Origin of the sequence: Gymnodinialimonas mytili (genome assembly GCF_037544085.1) — a bacterium.
GTDB classification, from domain to species: domain Bacteria; phylum Pseudomonadota; class Alphaproteobacteria; order Rhodobacterales; family Rhodobacteraceae; genus Gymnodinialimonas; species Gymnodinialimonas mytili.
Genome location: NZ_JBBIFW010000007.1, coordinates 175,435 through 193,167 on the forward strand (window position 1 = coordinate 175,435; position 17,733 = coordinate 193,167).

The window sequence follows — 17,733 nt, forward strand, 5'->3', positions numbered from 1 at the left end:
ATGGCAGCTATCCCACAATAGTGTTGAAAAGTCCGTTGATTGGTTGGCCTGTCGCTGATTCACTCGCTGTGAGAGTGTGGAGGGGCGGCGATGATGGGACTAAGGCAGGTAGCGCAAGGCGCGCTGTTTTACGAGTTCTCGATTGAGGAATTTGTGCCTGACGATCATCCGCTGCGGGGCATTGATCGTTTCCTTGATTTGTCTGATGTCAGACTGCTTTTGGCGCCCTCGTACAGCTCACACGGTCGTCCTTCGATTGACCCCGAGCTGATGATCCGGATGCTGTTATTGGGCTACTGCCAAGGCATCCGGTCCGAGCGCCGCCTCTGCGAGGAGGTGCACGTCAATCTGGCATACAGGTGGTTTTGCAGGCTCGACCTGACTGATCCGGTGCCTGACCATTCTACCTTCTCAAAGAACCGGCACGGTCGTTTCCGAGAGAGCGGCTTGTTCCGCCATCTGTTTGAAACGGTTTTACAGCGCTGCATCGATGAAGGCCTGGTTGGCGGCGAGAGTTTTGGCGTAGATGCCAGCCTGATCCCGGCGAATGCCAACCAGACCCGTGGCATTGATAGCAAGGAAGGTCTGCCTGCCGAACTGGCCACCAGCCGCGTCGTTGAGGAATACCTGGAAACGCTAGATGACGCTGCATTCGGCGCATCAACCAAAGTCGTTCCCAAATACATCTCACCCGTCGATCCCGCCGCGCGCTGGACAGGAGCAGATGGCGGGGCAGCCTTCTTTGCCTATTCCACTAACTATATGGTGGATTTGGACAACGCGGTGATCGTGGACGTAGAGCCGTCGGTTCCGATCCGGACCGCTGAGGCTTTCGTCGCGCGTCGGATGATCGACCGGATCACAGACCGCTTTGGTATGACGCCAGACAAGCTGGTTGGCCCCTCTCATTGATTGCTACGCAATCAACTGCCGGGCAATGGATACGGGCTACGGATCGGCAGAGATGCTGGGTTGGCTGGTCGAAGAGCGTGGTATCGCTCCGCACATTCCAGTCTGAGACAAATCAAAGCGGACAGACGGCACGTTCTCCCGAGAAGACTTCGTGTACGACCCCGCGACGGATAGCTACACATGCCCAGGCAACAAAGAGTTGCGGACATATCGTCGGAACTTCTCCAAACCACCAAAGCCCAACGGCGGTTAAGACGGGTTCATCCGATACCGCGCCTCGAAGCATGATTGTGATGCCTGCCCGCTGAAGCCACAATACTGCCCAGGTGATACCGGGCGACGCGTCATGCGGTCCGTCTACGAAGCGGCCAGAGATGTTGCCCGCGATATCCGAAAAACAGACGCCTACATGACCTCATTCATTCAAAGGCGGAAAGTCGAGATGCTGTTCGCACATCTAGAACGATATATCGGCGTGCCGATGATGCGATTACGAGGACCAAAGGGCGCATACGAACAGTTCCAGCTCGCAGCCACAGCTCAAAACCTTCGCAAACTCGCAAAGCTGGTCCCGCAACCAGAAGCGGTGGGCTGAAAGGAACAGCCAAGCCGTTGAAGCTTCACCAAGCGGTGCCTCAAAAACCGACTTCTTCAACACTATCCGGACAAAGCGGTCGTTCATGACTTCTTCTTGAAGGTCCGCTGTTGGATTTTCTGAAACAGCAATACTCACTTCAGTTCGAGTGCAATTTTCCCGACGTGGCCTTTTTTGCCAAAGGCTTCCTGTGCCACCGCGATGTCAGCCAATGGATAGGTTTCAGCGACGAGAGGCTTTATGTCGCCACGCTCAATCCGCTGCACAAGGTTAGAAAAAACCTCTGGCTCCAAAACTGTACAGCCGAAAAAGCTCAGATCTTTGAGATACAGCGTTCGAACATCGAGTTCCACCAACGGACCACCTATGGCCCCGGCGACGCAATACCGCCCGCCAGGGCACAACACGTCAAGCAGTACCGGCCAATTCGGCCCCGCCACTAAATCAACAACGACATCAATGCTGTTTGCGCTCAGTTTGGAAATAAGATCGTCATCCCGCGCGAGAGTTTTGATAGCACCCAGTTCCTTGAGCAGCTCAGCCTTGGAGGCACTTATGATCGCTATGACTTTGGCACCACGTGCCTGCGCCAGTTGGACAGTTGCAGACCCTACGCCGCCTGATGCACCCGTCACGAGAACGGTATCGCCAGAGCCGACACTTGCGCGTGTCAGCATGTTTTCGGCTGTGGAGTAGGAACACGGAAATGACGCCAGTTCGATATCCGTCAGACCGCTTTTGATCGAGTATGCATGACGCGCTGCAACCCGCGTATATTGTGCAAAGCCACCGTCACATTCCGACCCGAAATACCATGGCGTCTCAAGCTTGCGCCCGTCCGCCTCTCGGATGCAGGGTTCGATCAGAACGCGTTCCCCGATCCGAGCTGGGTCCACCGACGCGCCGACCGCAACTATCTCTCCGCAGACATCTGCCCCCTGTATCCGGGGGAAGGATAGGGGCGCACCAGACCAAGTGGCGTCCTCTGCCGCGCCATCCCCTTTCGAATACCACGCAGTGCGCGTGTTGATGTCGGTGTTGTTTACACCCGCTGCGTGGACCCGGACGATCACATCCCCGCTCCCAGCAACGGGAACTGGCAAATCGTCTCTCCATTCAAGCCTGTCAGGACAACGCCGAACATTTTTTTTGGCAAGGTCATTGTGGTCTCCAGCGTTCAAGACACCTGACATTCGCTGCGCAACAGAAATTTTGCAATATGGGCTGATTCCGTTGAAAAAGTCGCCCGTCTTTTTCCACTTCGGCGTGCTATCGTTTTGATTTCGTTTGGGCGTTGAACGCTCGTTCGCCGTTTTATCCGTTGGCGGCACCAGAGGCTTGAGCTTGGCCAGTTTCCGGAGGTTTTAGGCGGTGGCTGCGAGGGTAAATTCGTCCTGAACGCCGCATGGCCCTCGCAATCGCAGCCGCCCTAAACCGAGAATGCGTTTGAGGTGGGCGAAGAGCATCTCGACTTTCTTGCGGCGCGTCTGAGCCTTTGGGTTGAACTCTGAGGCCGTGCATTGGCGGGCAAATTCCCCGACCTCCTCGAACCGTTCGCGGGTAACGGAACGTGCATCAACTTTCGGACAGCACTTCTCTTTTGCAGGGCAGATACTGCAAACCATCTTGCTGGCGCGGTATTTGCGACGCCCTGTTCGCGGCTGCTTGTTGCGTGGGTCCTTGTGGTATTGCCGCGTGCGCTTCAGTTCGTTGCCTTCAGGACAAAGATACCGATCATTGTCGGGATCCCGTGGTCTGTGTCGATCAGGTAATTGTCCGAATAGGCAAAGAACGCAGAACCTTTCCGGGCTGCCGTCCGTTGGCTTGCAGGGTCGACATGGGCTGCAAACTTCGGCTTCACCTCGCTGGCGGCCCCAAACGCTTCATCGTCAAGCACATCTAGATACTCGCGCACAGCGCTGGGAGCACCTGCAGGATCAATCTCGCGAGACGCCCAGTCCTCGGGATTGCTCGAGTTCTGCTTTTGAACATCGGCACTGATCAAGCTGGCATCGACGGCGAAGCCATGACCACCAACCAACCCTTCCGCCATGCAACGCGCGACAGTCGTCTCAAACACATGGCGCAATAAATCGCTCTGGCGGAAGCGACCGTGGCGGTTCTTTGAAAAGGTCGAGTGGTCCGGGATGCGATCCGTCAGGTCGAGGTGGCAAAACCAACGGTGCGCCGGGTTGAGATGCACCTCTTCACAAAGCCGTCGTTCTGACCGGATGCAGAAGCAGTACCCAACCAATAGCATCCGGATCAGCAGCTCAGGATCGACTGATGGGCGACCCGTGTGACTGTAAAAATCCGCAAGGTGTGCCCGGATGCTGCTTAGCTCGACGAACCGATCAACAAAGAGTTTTTCAACGGTATCGGCTCTATTACTGAGTTCAGATGCGTCGCAGCATCGGACCGGGTGGGTCATTCTTGCGCGTACGCTCACGGCCTATTCAAGCCATTCATCCAGTTAGTCCGCCCCGCAGCGCAGCGACTGGTATTGTTCGGAGGGCGGTTGGGGGGCGGTAAATCAAAGAAGCCGCCCCGGTTCCTCGTCCTCTATGCGTCCTGCCACCTGAGGACGCGCTTCCGTATCCACACAACCAACAAGTAATTGCCGAGGCCGAGTACGGCCGCAATAAGCGTCACGCCGTACAAAATGTCTGCTCGATAGCCTTCCATCGCCGTAACAATGAGGTAACCAAGTCCGGTCCGCGAAAAAAAGAACTCAGCCACAATAGCCGCGATGATTGACCCGGTAAATGCCACCTCATGCGCCGCCATGTAGTACGGGATCGCCGAGGGCCAGCGCACTTTCCAGAACACTTGCATGCGCGACGCATTCAGAACGTGCATCCGATCAAGCAACACCGCATCAGCAGACCGCAACCCGGCAACCACATTTGCAAGCACGGGAAAGAACGTAACCAGAAAGACAATTACAAACTTTGGTAGGTTGGTGGTGCCGAGGGTAATCACCAAGATTGGCGCGATCACCACGAAGGGGATGTTTTTGATGACGATGAACCACGGCATCAAAAACGTCTGGACCGATGGGAGGTAAACAAACAGAATTGCGATTGAGATCGCAAAGAGGTTTGCAAAGGCGTACCCGACGAGCGCGCCGTACATGGTGACGCCCGTGTGGTATAGAAAATTCCCGGCCTCTGCCCAAAGGGTTGTGAAAACGATTCCCGGCCCAGGCAGGATGAAGGGCTGAAGGCCTGATCCCCACACGGCGAGCTGCCAGATGATCGGCACCGAGACAATCATTAAAATATAGCCCAAACGCTCTTGTGCTGACTTTGTCATGCGGCCTCCACGGCGTAGAGCAATTTGCGCACTTCAAGCACTTTGTCGGCAAATGCAGATTGCGTTTTGATTTCTCGCCGTCGAGGCCGCGGGAAATCCACGTTGACGATAGTACTGATGCGCCCGGGGCGTGGGGCCAAGATCACGATGCGATCGGCCAGCATGACGGCTTCGTCTATAGAATGGGTGACGAGGATGGTAGTCTTGGGGTTCTCTAGCAGGACCTCTCCCATGAACTCGCACATGAATTCACGTGTCATTTCATCAAGCGCGCCAAACGGTTCGTCCATCATCAGATAGGGTGGATTGTGCACCATAGCGGCGGCGATATTGACCCGCTGTTGCATCCCGCCCGACAATTGATGTGGATAATGCCCCTTGAATTCACTAAGATCGAATTGGTCCAAAAGGCCTTCGGGCGACAGCGGCGTTTTGACACCAGTGATATCAAGCGTCATTTGGACGTTCTCCAGGGACGTGCGGGACGGCACAAGGGCTGCCCGCTGGAAAACAATTCCCAACTTATTGCTACGCCGCACCTTTTCAGGGTGCTCGCCGCCAACCGTGATCTCTCCTGATGTGGCTTCTTCAAGCGACAGAACATGCCTCAGCAGGGTCGTTTTCCCACAGCCTGACGGACCAATGAGAGCGATAAACTCACCCTCTTGGACCGTCAGATCGACGTTTTGGAGCGCTTCAACGTCTCCAAAAGATTTGCAAAGCTTATGAAGCTCGATAGCCGGCGTCATGAACTTTAGTCGCAGGTGACAGTTGGCAGAAAGCCATACTGAAGCAAGGTCGCCGTGTTTTCGTTCCAGGCGGCCAAATCCGTTTCCAGCAACCGCAAATCCCCCATGGTTACTAGGGGTGCCTGCTGCTCATATCGCTGCAGGACAAGCTCTGTTGTCAGATGCGGGGCGTCGGTGGCGTATTGCAGAACTGTCTCAGCGGATTGCTCGGGGTTTTCCAGCATGAATTCAATGCCACGGTGGACCGCACGCATGAACCGCATACTGAGCTCTTCGTTTTCCTCCAGATCTTCCTGCATCATAACAATTGAGTCAGGGAAATCTTCAAACCCGTGCGGGCCCCACATGAGGGCGTTCCATTCATAACCCTGAGCCGAAATCGCGCGGGTCTGATTGAAGATCCACCCAAAATAGAAATCAGCGGCGCCAGCAAAAAGGGCATCGGGTGTGAACCCGGCATTAATGATCGTGACATCGCTTTCATCGAGCCCCGCCCTGTCCAAAAGGATCGGCATATGTTCAAGGAACGGACCGCCCGCGACGGTACGACCGACCAGGTCTTGAGGTGTCAATTCTCGGCCAAGTAGCTCTTCGTCAATAGTGATGAAGGCCGCCGGTCCACCCTTCAAGACGGAACCGACAGACATGATACCTTCAATAGGCGTTGGGGACGTGATCGCGCGTGGTAGATAAGACCCTGCCGAGGCGACGGCCACATCTACGACCCCTCCGGCAAGCGTCTGAATATGGTTTACGCCGGGTCCGCCGGGCACGAGTTCGACCGTAATCCCCTCGTCCGCAAAGTACCCTTGTTCGATTGCATTGTAGAAATGCGAGTGTCCGTCATCCAGAACCCAGGACAAGCCTACGCGCAGTTCGACTGTTTCCTCCATTGGCAGGATATCCACAAGGTCCGCCTCCGAGGGCAGAAGCGCATTAGTCACGTAAAGCTCTGCGGGCACAACCCGCTCGACGCACGCCAGGGCTTCCTCATATGTCATGATGCTTTGGGCCATGGCTGGACTTGAGAGCGCCAGCATGGCCGCGCAGGTGAGCAATCTCTTCATGTTGGATACTCCTTCTGAGTTGAAATCAGCGCCAAGCTTCCACGGGATTGAACCTTGGCGGACCGAAGAATTCTTCGGGGTCGGGTGGGTGGTCTTCAAACTGTGAAAAGTGGGCCCGTAGTCTGGCTCGCAATTCTGACGCGATTGCATGTTCGCTATCGATCAGATTCTGACCCTCGCCGTCACGCAGATCGAAGAGCGTTTCACGCCGATGGTCTAGCCGGGTGATGAGCTTATGAGTTTCGGTTCGGATCATGCGAGCGGTGCCATATTCGCCGAATTGGCACTCGCGCCATGTCGTGCCTGGGTCATGCATCACAGACCAAAGCGCCCGCCCCGCATAAAGACGGTTGTCCGGTGTCACCTCCGCAACAGAAGTCAGCGTTTGAAAGAGATCGAGGTGATCGGCAAACACAGTGGGCCGCACACCAGCGGGGACCTGGGGTCCCGCAAAGATCATTGGCACCCTAATGCTTTCCTCGATCATATTCTGGGGGCTGGTTGCATTGCCTTTGCCCCAAATGCCGTGGTGGTCGAGGCAGAGACCATGATCAGACGTGAAGACAATCAGGGTATTGTCAAGCGTCCCCGTTGCATCCAAGTGGTCGAGGATGCGACCAAGGCCTTCATCGATTGCAGTGACCGCTGCGTAGTATTGAGCTTTGGCGCGCCGCTTTTGCGCGTCGTCCGCCTCGGGCAATTCGATATTTTTGATCTCACCTTCAAAGACGCGTTCGGCACTTGGGATGTCCGAAAAACTTGCGTTTTTGTAGAGTGAAACCAATCTCTCAGGTTGGTCTTCCCACGGCGAATGCGTCGCGTAAAAGCCGGTGAAATGGAAGAAAGGTTGATCCTTTGGCCGATCGCGCAGGAACGCGACCGTGCGATCCGCGATCAGTTGCGTGAGGTAGCCTTCCGGCGCGTGCAATCTGCCATTATCGCAGAACCGGTTCGCATCGCGGTGAAAAATCGGATAATCCCCGGCCAGCGCAAACCAATCATCGAACCCGGGTTGTGGCTTGAAATCCTGCCCGAGGTGCCATTTGCCCGATAGGCCCGTGTAGTACCCCGACGCTTGTAAGAGTTCGGGTAACGTCGTTACGCCACGCAGCCAATCCCGGCCATTAAACGCCTCCGCCGAGTTAAGATAGTCATGCACTCCGTGTTGCGTTGGCAATAGACCGGTCATGAAACATGCCCGGGCGGGCGAACATACCGGCACGGGTGTAAAGGCGTTTTCGAACACCGCTCCGCTGCGTGCCAATGCATCAACCGTCGGTGTTCGAAGCTCACAATTACCGTAGGTGGGGAGCGCCCATTGCCCGTGGTCATCGTTGAAAATGACCAGGATATTTGGCCGCTTGCTCACGCTGGTTTCCCCGCGTGAATGGTCCCGGCTATGCCAATAGGAACGGTGTTTGGCAAAATGTAGAGTCGTGTGACCGCAAGGATCTCGACCTTTTCGGTGAAGAGATCTGTAGAAATATCAATGAGTGCCGTGCCGATGTCACACTTAAGGCGTTGCGCCATTTTGGCGTCCGCAAGGGTGGCGGAGACGGAGGAGTTTTGCAGGAAGCGTTCTGAGCCAGTATGATCTGACAGAATTTGGATCATGTTCCCGTCAAATTGAGACCAGTCAATCCGCCATGATTTCAGCCGGTCTTGTGACAGGTGATCAATGACAAAGGCCACCGGCTGGCCATCTGCCGTCAGAACACGTTCTGTCCGGATCAGCGCCTCTGCCGGTGCGCAACGAAGCATCTTGGCGACGCCCGGGGCGTTCACATTTTCTTCTACCGCGATCTGTTCCACGCCAGGTGTTTTACCCAAGCTGCGAATAACCTCTGGCAGCGCCACTGAGCGGACATGCGTATCAGGCGCACGTCTCAGGATTGTTCCGACACCATGGCAGCGCGCAACCATACCCTCGGACTCAAGCTGGATCATCGCCTCACGGACTGTGTTGCGACTGACGCCAAACTGCTTGGCCAGCGTTCCTTCGCTTGGAACGCGATCGCCAGCACCCAGGCCACGGCCTGTCATGTCGGCCAGCAACGCTTCCCGCAAACGCTCAACAGTTGGAAGTTGTTTCAGCATTTTTCACCCTGCTTGTAGCCTAGCTGCAGTTTAGGTTGGAGGTCCAACCTATTTTGACTAGGCTATTCAACACAGCCAATGCTGTGCAAACTCACTGGGCATTTGACCAAAAATTAGACGCTGAAAGAGCGGCAAGGGGATCCTTCCATGAACCGATACGCCAAAGTTATCTCCGGGACCGCCTTTCATTGCCCAGGCAGGGACGTCATGACGCCGCTAATCAACTGTGCGATCGGTATAGACGACAATGGTACAATTCTCTCTGTCACAACACCCGACGACCCGGATCACGCGGGTATTCTAAGCGATGCGCGTTTGGCGGATCGATTGCAGCAAATGCCGTCACATACCTATCTGATCCCAGGCCTCGTCGACCTCCACATTCACGCACCACAATGGCCGCAACTCGGCAAAGCGCTCGACGCCCCTTTGGAAGAATGGTTGCTAAAATATACGTTTCCGCTTGAGGCGAAATTCTCTGACATAGGGTTTGCCACAGAAGTCTACGATGATCTCGTCGCCACGCTGCTCGCGCACGGCACAACTACAGCTGTCTATTTTGGCTCCGTCGATCTTGAGCCCAATGTCGTCCTTGCAAAGGCATGCCTGAAACACGGACAGCGGGCAATCATCGGCAAAGTGGCAATGGATCACCCTGAAACTTGCCCGGATTACTATCGCGATGCGACCCCGGACGATGCGATTTCGCTGACGCGGGCATTCATTCAAACACTTGCAGAACTGCAAGCCGGCGGACAACTCCTTGTTCATCCCGCGATCACGCCACGGTTTGTCCCGAGCTGTACCGACGCCTTGTTAGAAGGACTTGGCGACCTTGCAAGGCAAACAGGCTGCCACGTTCAGACACATTGCGCGGAAAGTGACTGGGAAGTTGCGCATGTCAAAGAGCGGTTTGGGAAAACAGACGCTGAGACGCTGGCGCAATTTGGGTTGATGACTAACAAAACGATCCTTGCCCATTCAAATTTTGTCACCGATGGCGATATGGACAGCATTGCGTTACATGGATCTGCTGTTGCCCACTGCCCGCTTTCGAACGCCTATTTTGCAAATGCCGTGTTTCCGGCCCGTCGCGCTTTAGACCGCGGCTTAAAAGTTGGTCTGGGCACAGATATCTCGGGAGGCTTCTCACCATCCCTTTTCGAAACAGCGCGAACTGCTTTGGTCGCATCGCGTTGCGCCTGTTCTGGGACCAATCCCAATCTGCCGCAAGTTGAACGCGGCACCGGCGAGGATGCATTGACGACAACCGAAGTCTTCTGGTTAGCAACCAAAGGGGGCGCCGAGGCTTGTGCGTTGCCCGTAGGCGCGTTTGAAACCGGTCGTCAGTTCGATGCGCTTGGTGTGAGGGCTGGTGATGTAACGTCGGGCTTTCGGGTGCATGCAAGCGATAGTCATCAAGACATCTTCGAAAAACTGGTCTTAACTGCCAATGTAGCATCACTATCGCACGTCTGGGTGGACGGAGTGCAGATCGATACCGCATGATCGAAAAGGGCCGACAATCGCGCAATTCGCGCAACACCACGTTATCGCCCCTAAACTACGAGCTTTGAAGTAATTGCAAAAGCACGACACTTACGGCTGATTCTGTTGAAAAACAACGTGTTGCTGGCCCAGAAAGTGGTGTTCTAAGCGAGGCGCGAGCACTTTTCTGATCAGGCTTTTCGCGTTTGCTGCGGTGCAGGAAAGATCTTGGCCAGTTTCCGGAGGTTCTGGGCGGTGGCGGCGAGGAGGAATTCGTCGTGTGCGCCGCATGGGCCACGTAATCTCAGGCGACCCAGTCCAAGGATGCGTTTGAGATGGGCAAACAGCATCTCGACATTCTTTCGGAGCTTCATCGAGATTTCGTATTGCTTGGTTTTGGCAATGTCGCGGGCGATCTGGCGGGCGTCTTCGTGTTCTTCTCGGCTGATCTTGCGGGCATCGCACTTGGCTTTGGACGGGCACGCCTGGCAGACCTCTTTCAGGGCCCGATAGCGGGCGGTGCCTTTGCCGGAAGGCCCCCGGTTCGGGTCTGAGTAATTGCGCCGGAACTGCTTCAAAGCGTGGCCCTCTGGACAGATGTATTGATCGTTCTCTGCGTCCCATTCGAAGTCGGCGCGAGACCATGTGCCATCAGACCGGCCCGCCTTGTCCAACACGGGGATATGTGGGGCGATCTTCTGGCCAACAAGCCAGCCCAACATCGGGCCAGTGCCGTAGGCGGTGTCTGCGATCAGCCGCTCCGGGTACATATCGAACTTTGCCTTCACGCGGTTCAGCATTGTCTTGGTCGAGCCAACCTCGGCCTGGCGGATTGAGCGGGTGGCTTCCACGTCGACAATGACGCCGTGGTCTGTGTCGATCAAATAGTTGTCCGAATAACTAAAGAACGCAGGGTCCTTGCGTGCTGCTGTCCACTGGCTTGCCGGGTCAGAATGCGAAGTAAATTTGGGCTGCACCTCGCTTGCGGCTCCAAATGCCGCCTCATACAACTTATCGAGATACTCGTGTACGGCGCGGGGCGCATCAGACGGCGCAATGGATGCAGCATCTCATTCTTCTTTCGGAGTAGAGTTCTGTTTGTTGGCGTCAGCTTCGATCAGGCTAGCATCAATAGCCATCCGCTGGCCGCTGACCAACCCTTCTTCGATGCACCACGCCACGGTCGTCTCGAACAGATGGCGCAGCACTTCGCTCTCCCGAAACCGGCCATGCCGGTTCTTCGATAATGTGGAATGATCCGGCACGCGGTCGTTCAGATCAAGACGACCAAACCAGCGGTAGGCCAGGTTCAGATGCACCTCTTGACACAGACGCCTCTCTGAACGGATGCCGAAGTAGTAGCCGACCAACAGCATCCGTATCAGTAGTTCAGGATCAACCGATGGACGACCTGTGTGGCTGTAGAAGTCTGCAAGATATTTGCGGATGCTGCCAAGATCGACGAACCGATCGATGGAGCGCAGCAGGTGATCCTGGAGAACATGATCCTCCATCGAAAACTCGTAGAACAGTGCCGCTTGCGCTTCCTGCCTCGGTCCCATCATCGTCAATCCCTCCCTACAGGACAAATTGAACCAGCGACTTACACTTCAATCAAGCTAGAGTTTTTCAACGAAATACGCCCATTCTGTCGAAAAACAACGTGTTGCTGGCACAGAAAGTGGTGCTCTGAACGAGGCGCCCGACGCAGCGGATGGCTGGTATGAGTTCGAAACGCGCTCGTTCGACCGAAAGCAAGAAACGTCTGAATTGACTGTTAGGATCATCGGACTGGCACTCTGAATCCCGTGTCGGATAGGTCCTATGGTCAGTTATTGCCAATAGTCAGCGGTAGGTGACTGGAACGGGGTCGCTGCCTCGCCGCGCCTTGACACATCAAATGGCTCCTTGCGACGCTCATTTTGGAAATGCGTTTTTGTCCGAACGATGGAGCAATCTCATAATGCGATATCTTGTGTTCCTTGCCCTAGCCAACACCTTACCAATCTCCGCTTCTGCTGACGAAATCTCGGTTCAGGACGGCGCATGGACATCGCAGCTGATGGATGTGACGCTCAGTGAGACCTGTCCGGCAGAGACCACCGCGATCGTGCTCCCTCAATTTGAGGAGAGCATCGGGCAATCGAGCACGAGAGAAATTGAGTTTGGTGGTGATTTCGACCCCAACCTTCTAGAAGAGGGAAACAGGCCGTACGGTTGGACCCAGACAGATGACAACACTTGGGAGGGAACAGTGTTGGGTGATGGGGACGATAGAGAGGTCGGCATCGCAACGCTCACAGTCGAAAGTGATACCCTGATCTCGGTCGTGAATGAAATCGACTTGGCACCGATGCTGAACCCCTCAGAAGATCCAAATTTCACGGCCATGTTTCCGCCTGGCTGTTCAGCCACGATGATTATGCAAATAAGCTATGAGAGTTAACCCAGTCGGGGCTTATCTGGTCAAGTGCAGCAAATAGGAAGGTGTTGCGCCTCTCTGGGTTCGACACTTTCACTACTTGCTCATAGCACTGCCATTAGTGACACCAATCCTGTTGTGACTAAGGACAGCGGACACATGTTCGTTAGAGCCAGCTAAATGGGAGGCTTGTCCGCTGAGCAGCCATAGACGTCCCAGCTTTGGCTTTGGGCTCCGAAGAAAGCGATGTCATGCGGGCCTTTGTCTACATCTGCACGTTGTCCGCTTTCCTCCGGCACACGGATATAGAGCCCTCCCACAAGCTATGTGCCTTAGACAGTCGCCGTCAGTGGCAGAACCGGCAAGGTCCAAGCACATCTGACGTACTGCGAAGGTCTTAAACGAGCCCTTCCTTGGCATTCGTTGGATCGGTACAGAGCTTGCTGCGCCGGGGCATCTACACGAGAATGGTCTCGTCCAAAATGCAGCTAATAAGGGCTGATTGATGTCAAAGCGCGTCGAGGTTCATTCCGACCTACCATTTAGCGCTTCGCGTGTATGGAGCGTTCTGTCGGACATTGAGAGCTACCCCGAGTGGAACCCACAGTTTATTTCTGCCAAAGGATCAGCCACCTTAGACAGCATCCTTGAACTTAGAGTCAATCCACCGTCCGGAAAGGGCCAGCCGTATGATTTCAGGGCGAAAATCGTTGATCTAGTTCCCGAAAGATCATTGGTTTGGGAGGGAGGATTTCGCCCGATCTTGTGGGGGCGACACTTCTTCAATCTTAGAAAACGAGATGGCGGTGTCCTCTTGACCCACGGCGAAGCCTTTCAAGGCTTGTACCCGTTTTGGATCGGTCAACGTGGTGTTGATGCCCTTCGTCCTGCCTATGAAGCTGCCAATCACGCGCTCGAAAAAAGACTATCTGACCAACAGAATTAAACGTCGCCATGCTTGAATGCGCGAATACGTTTCTCGATCGGGTTCCGCCATCTTGCAATTCGCCTTGCGCGGTTGGCAGGGTTCGAAACGGACATGACCTAGGCGCGGTGGGCAAACGTCGCAGAAAACCGACTGACCGGATTTGGCGCAGACCTGCGGCGCAGGCGCTTATGCGGTCCCGTCGTTATGTCTCAGGACGACGCCCTGCGCCGCGAACGCCTCATTCCCAATCAGCTGTCCAGTTTTGCGCTCAACCGGCACAAAGCCCTCGGCTTGATAAAGTGCGATCGCCGGTAGATTGCCCTCCAGCATTTCGATCGTCATGCCCGGCCGGGCCATGGCCTTGGCATGGCGCACCAGGGCCCGGCCAACGCCCCGCCGATAACAGGCCGGGTCCACGTAGAGCCACGTCAGCTCATGATCACTGAAGGCGACAAAGCCGCAGACCGTCCCGGCGATCTCAGCGACGGCAACTTGACCCTCAAAGAGCCCTTCATTCTCGTAGGTCTGCTCCAGCGATAGAAACGCCTCCATCCCGACGCTCAGTGCCAATTCGTCCTGCCGAGCCGCGTCATGTATCTCGCATAACCGGGCCCAATCTGCCTGCTCGAAGGGTCGGATTGTGATCTTGCCTGCATCTTCCATGGTCTCATCCTTGTGGCGGGCAGTTGCGATTTGGCAGACGCGCCCAACGGCGCATCATATATCGAGACGTCGCACCCAAACTTAGCAGCTTGCTGCGGGATCAAGAGCAGCTTTCACTTCAGATTTCAAATTCACTCAGGTGGTCCGGATTAAACTCTGACATTTCGATCAGTGCTTTTACATCGTTCAGACGCACATGATCCTTCGTCACCGTAATGAGACCGACATCGCGAAGCGACTTCAACGATCGGTTGGTGTGGACGAGGCTCATCCCAAGCGTATCTGCGAGATCCTGCTGGGTCATGGGTATCTCAAGCCAGTTCCCGTTATCATCTTCGATCAAGGCGAACCTGTGCCATAGTTCGAGGAAAAGATGTGCAAGTCTCTGCCGCGCCGACAATCTGCCCAACCTGATTGCTTGATCGCCAAGAATTGCGAACTCGCGCGCTGTGCACCAACTCAACCCGGACGCTATGATTGGATATTTCTGCGAAATCTCGATGATGCGGCGTGGATCAACAACGGCAAGTTTGAGAGGCGTCAGGGCAGATGCGCTATATGTTGCTGTCGCCCGGAAGTTGACATGCAATCCCAAGATATCACCGGGAAGTGCATAACCAAGGATTTGCCGACGACCATTGGACAGCACGCTATAGCGTATCGCCCAGCCTTCGATCACAATGAAGGTCGTCCGCAAGTCGCTCCCATCGACGATGAAGTCCCGACCCCGCTCCGCGTCCAACGTGTTGTTCTGCAGACCCTCAAGAAATTCGATCTCCTCCTCGGAGAGCAAGCAGAGCGCGCCAAGTTTGCGAACAAGAGGACTAGAGGACATCGCTGGTTTCAGATCTGTCGCTATCCCGCTCGGCACCTGTCACGTTCCTCGAATGTTCACAGTCAAAGCGCCTGTGGATTAACATATGTTATACAATCTTTAGCATTGCCACTGCCAAATTTCGCAAATTCAATGCTCGAAGTGACCGATCCTTCGCTCGGTTGTCCGCCTGCACTACCCAAAGTGCGCGCTTGAATAACAGAGGTAAGAGTGGGCGCACCCTAGACGTGTTTTGTTCAGACATGGAGAAATTGATTTTACAGCGTGAGCGACCGGCCAAACGCCCCAATCGACGTTAAGACATATCAAAGTTGTCGCTTGGCTTAGACCACCAACATTCCAAAGCGCTCTCGCGGTCCGATTGGCCAGGTTCACACCACTTGAGCAACTCTTAGCAGACCTTGATTGAAACCAAATCAACGGCAAGAAACAGCAACGGATTTTACACCTAAACGGCCCTGATCAGGGGGCTAGGTCAATGAATACACTCGAGGAAGCCTGGCCATCCGTGTGGATCGCAAGCTGAACTCAGGCAGCGTTATCGACGCCTTGAGCGACCTGTTCATCCTGCGCGGCATCCCATCGTCCATTTGTCCAGATTATGGCCCGGAGTTTGTCGTCCAGGCTGTGCAGGATTGGATTAAAGCCGTTGGTGCGAAAACAGCTTACATCGAACCAGGGTCGCCCTGGAGAAACGGGTGTTGCGAAGCTTCAACGCCAGGTTCCGCAATGAATTCCTGAACGGCGAAATCTTCTGCAGCCTGCGTGAAGCGCACGTCCTGATCGAAGAATGGAGAAAACACTACAACATCAAACGCTCACATAGTGCTCTGGGCTACCGCCCGCGGGGCCCGGAAACCATCGTCCGGATAGACCCAAGGCAAGTCATGTACTAACAATCAACCTGGATCACTCAAGTGGGGCTGATCAAAATCGCGGCACGGCGTTCCTTGATCGCTATACTGCCCTGCTACGGAAGCAAAATGTGAAAGATCCGCGATGTGCGGCGCCCTATGCGGCGCTCGGCATAATTGTGGGCCGGGGATTATGGTGAGAGAGAACGCGATTGGCCCCTGGTGCAAGTGATAGCTGCTCCCTTCCAAGCAGAGTGGTCCGACGCTATGGTGACGCCAATGCCGGATTGGCCTTCTGTCGGGCGCCGCAGTTCCAAGAACCAAGTCGGCGACAGTTACTCTGCCATTTGCTTTCAAGGGTTGGACAATCGATCGAACGCGAACGGCTAATGCGAGCAACGATGCGGATGGCCTTTGCGCAGACCCAAGCCCGGCGACACCTCGAACCGTCATTCCGATGGGACGCAGGTTCGGCCAAGAAATGATCGCCAACATTGCCGTGCCTGGACCGACCATAGGCGGATGACCCTCGCGCTAGTTTTGATGGGAGAGACCAAGTGATTGTCGATATTAATGTCTCTCTTGCCTATGAGGTTGCAGAGCCCGTCGACCTCGTCCTGCAAATGCGCGCGCCAAGCTTTGCGGATCAACGCCTCATCATGGAAACCTTCGACATCGGCACCCCAGAACACGTCACTGAAACGGCCGCGGAGGCAGGCCTTGGCGCCAGGACACTCATTCGCACATCCGAAGACTTTCGCTCCATCTACGCCGCGCGCGTTAAAATCGACCGACCGACGCTGGATATCACGGCGCTGGACATGGTTCCTGTGCATCTCTTGCCAGGGGACATAGTTCGATACTTGATGCCCTCTCGGTACTGCCCCTCCGATGAGCTGCAAAGCTTCGTTGCGTCCGAATTTGGCCATCTAAGTGCGGGCCAAAAGATCAAGGCCATGCGTGACTGGATCTTCGAACGGTTCGATTACCGCCCGGGGTCGAGCAATGCCCAAACAACAGCAGTTGACACCTTCGTTCAAAGACAAGGCGTTTGTCGGGATTTCGCGCATGTCCTTGTAACACTTGCTCGGGCATCGGCGATCCCAGCCCGCTTTGCCAGCGTTTATGCACCGCATGTGACGCCGCAAGATTTCCATGCCGTTGCGGAAGTCTACCTAGGTGGCACGTGGCACCTGATTGACTCGACTGGGATGGCCGACGCATCCGAAATTGTTCGGATTGGCGTCGGCCTCGATGCAGCCGAAGTAGCTTTTTTGACGAGCTTCGGGCCCATTTCGATGACGGAGAAATCCATCTCCGTCACGATTTTGGAACCATAGAAATGCATATTCGGTCTGCGGATACGCTTGTCCGTCCGCCGATCGGCATCTTCGCTCCGATACTAGGCGACAGCAGGCGTTGCTTCGACAAAAGCCCAGGCTGCGGCACTTTCGTTGGCGTCAAACGCCTTCGCCTCCACGGGGATAATCTTGTCGATGAAGCCGATCATTTTTGCGGCATTGTCCGGCGCACCGATCACGGCATAACGGCGTACCTCACTGAGGGAGCGAAACCGCGAAGATATGACATCCCCATCAAGCATGCTGTCCCAGTCACTGCCGGTAAAGGCCGTCAGGTCCATTAGCATATCGACCTTCTCTTTGTGTCGGTCAAACGCTGCGTTCATGAACTTCGCTAGTGCTTCAGATGCATCGTCATCGATATGGCCAGTGACGCGGAAGGCGTAGACTTGCGGTTTGTCTGTGGCGATTTGTTGGATCGGGCCGTAGGAGAACTGTGTCACGATG

14 protein-coding genes and 4 pseudogenes are annotated in these 17,733 nt (G+C 55.2%); 6 read left to right on the forward strand and 12 right to left on the reverse strand.

The genetic code is table 11. The features are described 5' to 3' along the window. Positions 1 to 90: 90 nt before the first annotated feature. Positions 91 to 1,507: pseudogene (locus tag V8J82_RS22045) on the forward strand (transposase). Here V8J82_RS22045 and V8J82_RS22050 read toward each other — a convergent pair. From V8J82_RS22050 to V8J82_RS22085, 8 genes and pseudogenes are all read right to left on the reverse strand, one after another. Beyond that, positions 1,403 to 1,645, reverse strand: coding sequence for a hypothetical protein (locus V8J82_RS22050; protein WP_339978941.1), 243 nt, complete (start codon positions 1,643 to 1,645; stop codon positions 1,403 to 1,405). The pseudogene V8J82_RS22045 and the gene V8J82_RS22050 sit on opposite strands and share 105 nt — an antisense overlap. Next, entirely contained in the window at positions 1,642 to 2,838 is a 1,197-nt protein-coding gene (locus tag V8J82_RS22055; RefSeq protein WP_339978879.1) for an alcohol dehydrogenase family protein, read from the reverse strand. Before V8J82_RS22055 ends, V8J82_RS22050 begins: the two co-directional genes overlap by 4 nt. 33 nt (positions 2,839 to 2,871) lie before the next feature. Further along, a pseudogene (locus tag V8J82_RS22060) lies at positions 2,872 to 3,866 on the reverse strand (transposase); the annotation flags it as partial. Positions 3,867 to 4,069: 203 nt separating this feature from the next. Next, positions 4,070 to 4,822 carry an ABC transporter permease gene (locus tag V8J82_RS22065; protein WP_339978880.1) on the reverse strand — a complete coding sequence of 251 codons (753 nt, stop codon included), beginning with the start codon at positions 4,820 to 4,822 and terminating at the stop codon, positions 4,070 to 4,072. Continuing rightward, positions 4,819 to 5,571 carry an ABC transporter ATP-binding protein gene (locus tag V8J82_RS22070; protein ID WP_339978882.1) on the reverse strand — a complete coding sequence of 251 codons (753 nt, stop codon included), beginning with the start codon at positions 5,569 to 5,571 and terminating at the stop codon, positions 4,819 to 4,821. The genes V8J82_RS22065 and V8J82_RS22070 overlap by 4 nt, the downstream gene beginning before the upstream one ends. 5 nt (positions 5,572 to 5,576) lie before the next feature. Continuing rightward, positions 5,577 to 6,638, reverse strand: coding sequence for an ABC transporter substrate-binding protein (locus tag V8J82_RS22075; protein ID WP_339978884.1), 1,062 nt, complete (start codon positions 6,636 to 6,638; stop codon positions 5,577 to 5,579). A 25-nt stretch (positions 6,639 to 6,663) separates the two neighbouring features. After that, the gene (locus tag V8J82_RS22080; RefSeq protein ID WP_339978886.1) at positions 6,664 to 8,007 is read right to left on the reverse strand and encodes a sulfatase family protein; all 1,344 of its coding nucleotides are present in this window, start codon (positions 8,005 to 8,007) and stop codon (positions 6,664 to 6,666) included. Then, positions 8,004 to 8,735, reverse strand: coding sequence for a GntR family transcriptional regulator (locus V8J82_RS22085; RefSeq protein ID WP_339978887.1), 732 nt, complete (start codon positions 8,733 to 8,735; stop codon positions 8,004 to 8,006). The genes V8J82_RS22080 and V8J82_RS22085 overlap by 4 nt, the downstream gene beginning before the upstream one ends. Before the next feature lie 207 nt (positions 8,736 to 8,942). Between V8J82_RS22085 and guaD the strand changes: the two genes are divergently transcribed. Then, positions 8,943 to 10,244 carry a guanine deaminase gene (gene guaD, locus V8J82_RS22090; protein WP_339978889.1) on the forward strand — a complete coding sequence of 434 codons (1,302 nt, stop codon included), beginning with the start codon at positions 8,943 to 8,945 and terminating at the stop codon, positions 10,242 to 10,244. Positions 10,245 to 10,414: 170 nt separating this feature from the next. Here the strand turns inward: guaD and V8J82_RS22095 are convergent. Further along, positions 10,415 to 11,788: pseudogene (locus tag V8J82_RS22095) on the reverse strand (IS1182 family transposase). Between the two features lie 398 nt (positions 11,789 to 12,186). Between V8J82_RS22095 and V8J82_RS22100 the strand changes: the two are divergent. Next, the gene (locus V8J82_RS22100) at positions 12,187 to 12,669 is read left to right on the forward strand and encodes a hypothetical protein (protein ID WP_339978891.1); all 483 of its coding nucleotides are present in this window, start codon (positions 12,187 to 12,189) and stop codon (positions 12,667 to 12,669) included. 481 nt (positions 12,670 to 13,150) lie between these two features. Further along, the gene (locus V8J82_RS22105; RefSeq protein WP_339978893.1) at positions 13,151 to 13,591 is read left to right on the forward strand and encodes an SRPBCC family protein; all 441 of its coding nucleotides are present in this window, start codon (positions 13,151 to 13,153) and stop codon (positions 13,589 to 13,591) included. Between the two features lie 168 nt (positions 13,592 to 13,759). On the opposite strand, the gene V8J82_RS22110 is transcribed toward V8J82_RS22105, so the two are convergent. Further along, positions 13,760 to 14,236: a GNAT family N-acetyltransferase gene (locus V8J82_RS22110; RefSeq protein ID WP_339978895.1), complete on the reverse strand. Its 477-nt coding sequence runs from the start codon at positions 14,234 to 14,236 to the stop codon at positions 13,760 to 13,762. A gap of 118 nt (positions 14,237 to 14,354) precedes the next feature. After that, complete coding sequence (locus tag V8J82_RS22115; RefSeq protein WP_339978897.1) at positions 14,355 to 15,029, reverse strand: Crp/Fnr family transcriptional regulator; 675 nt, start codon at positions 15,027 to 15,029, stop codon at positions 14,355 to 14,357. Positions 15,030 to 15,545: 516 nt separating this feature from the next. On the opposite strand from V8J82_RS22115, the pseudogene V8J82_RS22120 reads away from it, so the two are divergent. Next, positions 15,546 to 15,967 (forward strand): annotated as a pseudogene (locus V8J82_RS22120) (integrase core domain-containing protein); the annotation flags it as partial. Between the two features lie 515 nt (positions 15,968 to 16,482). Next, positions 16,483 to 17,265: a transglutaminase-like domain-containing protein gene (locus tag V8J82_RS22125; protein WP_339978899.1), complete on the forward strand. Its 783-nt coding sequence runs from the start codon at positions 16,483 to 16,485 to the stop codon at positions 17,263 to 17,265. A 62-nt stretch (positions 17,266 to 17,327) separates the two neighbouring features. Here the strand turns inward: V8J82_RS22125 and V8J82_RS22130 are convergent, their stop codons facing one another. After that, a complete protein-coding gene (locus V8J82_RS22130) occupies positions 17,328 to 17,729 on the reverse strand; it encodes a SpoIIAA family protein (protein ID WP_339978902.1) in 402 nt (133 codons plus the stop codon). Positions 17,730 to 17,733 lie beyond the last annotated feature (4 nt).

Bases quoted from the DNA above. Each gene is read 5' to 3' on its own strand.
- V8J82_RS22100 (WP_339978891.1), top strand. From the start codon at position 12,187: ATGCGATATCTTGTGTTCCTTGCCCTAGCCAACACCTTACCAATCTCC.
- V8J82_RS22110 (WP_339978895.1), bottom strand. From the start codon at position 14,236: ATGGAAGATGCAGGCAAGATCACAATCCGACCCTTCGAGCAGGCAGAT.
- V8J82_RS22085 (WP_339978887.1), bottom strand. From the start codon at position 8,735: ATGCTGAAACAACTTCCAACTGTTGAGCGTTTGCGGGAAGCGTTGCTG.
- V8J82_RS22065 (WP_339978880.1), bottom strand. From the start codon at position 4,822: ATGACAAAGTCAGCACAAGAGCGTTTGGGCTATATTTTAATGATTGTC.
- V8J82_RS22070 (WP_339978882.1), bottom strand. From the start codon at position 5,571: ATGACGCCGGCTATCGAGCTTCATAAGCTTTGCAAATCTTTTGGAGAC.
- V8J82_RS22105 (WP_339978893.1), top strand. From the start codon at position 13,151: ATGTCAAAGCGCGTCGAGGTTCATTCCGACCTACCATTTAGCGCTTCG.
- V8J82_RS22075 (WP_339978884.1), bottom strand. From the start codon at position 6,638: ATGAAGAGATTGCTCACCTGCGCGGCCATGCTGGCGCTCTCAAGTCCA.
- guaD (WP_339978889.1), top strand. From the start codon at position 8,943: ATGACGCCGCTAATCAACTGTGCGATCGGTATAGACGACAATGGTACA.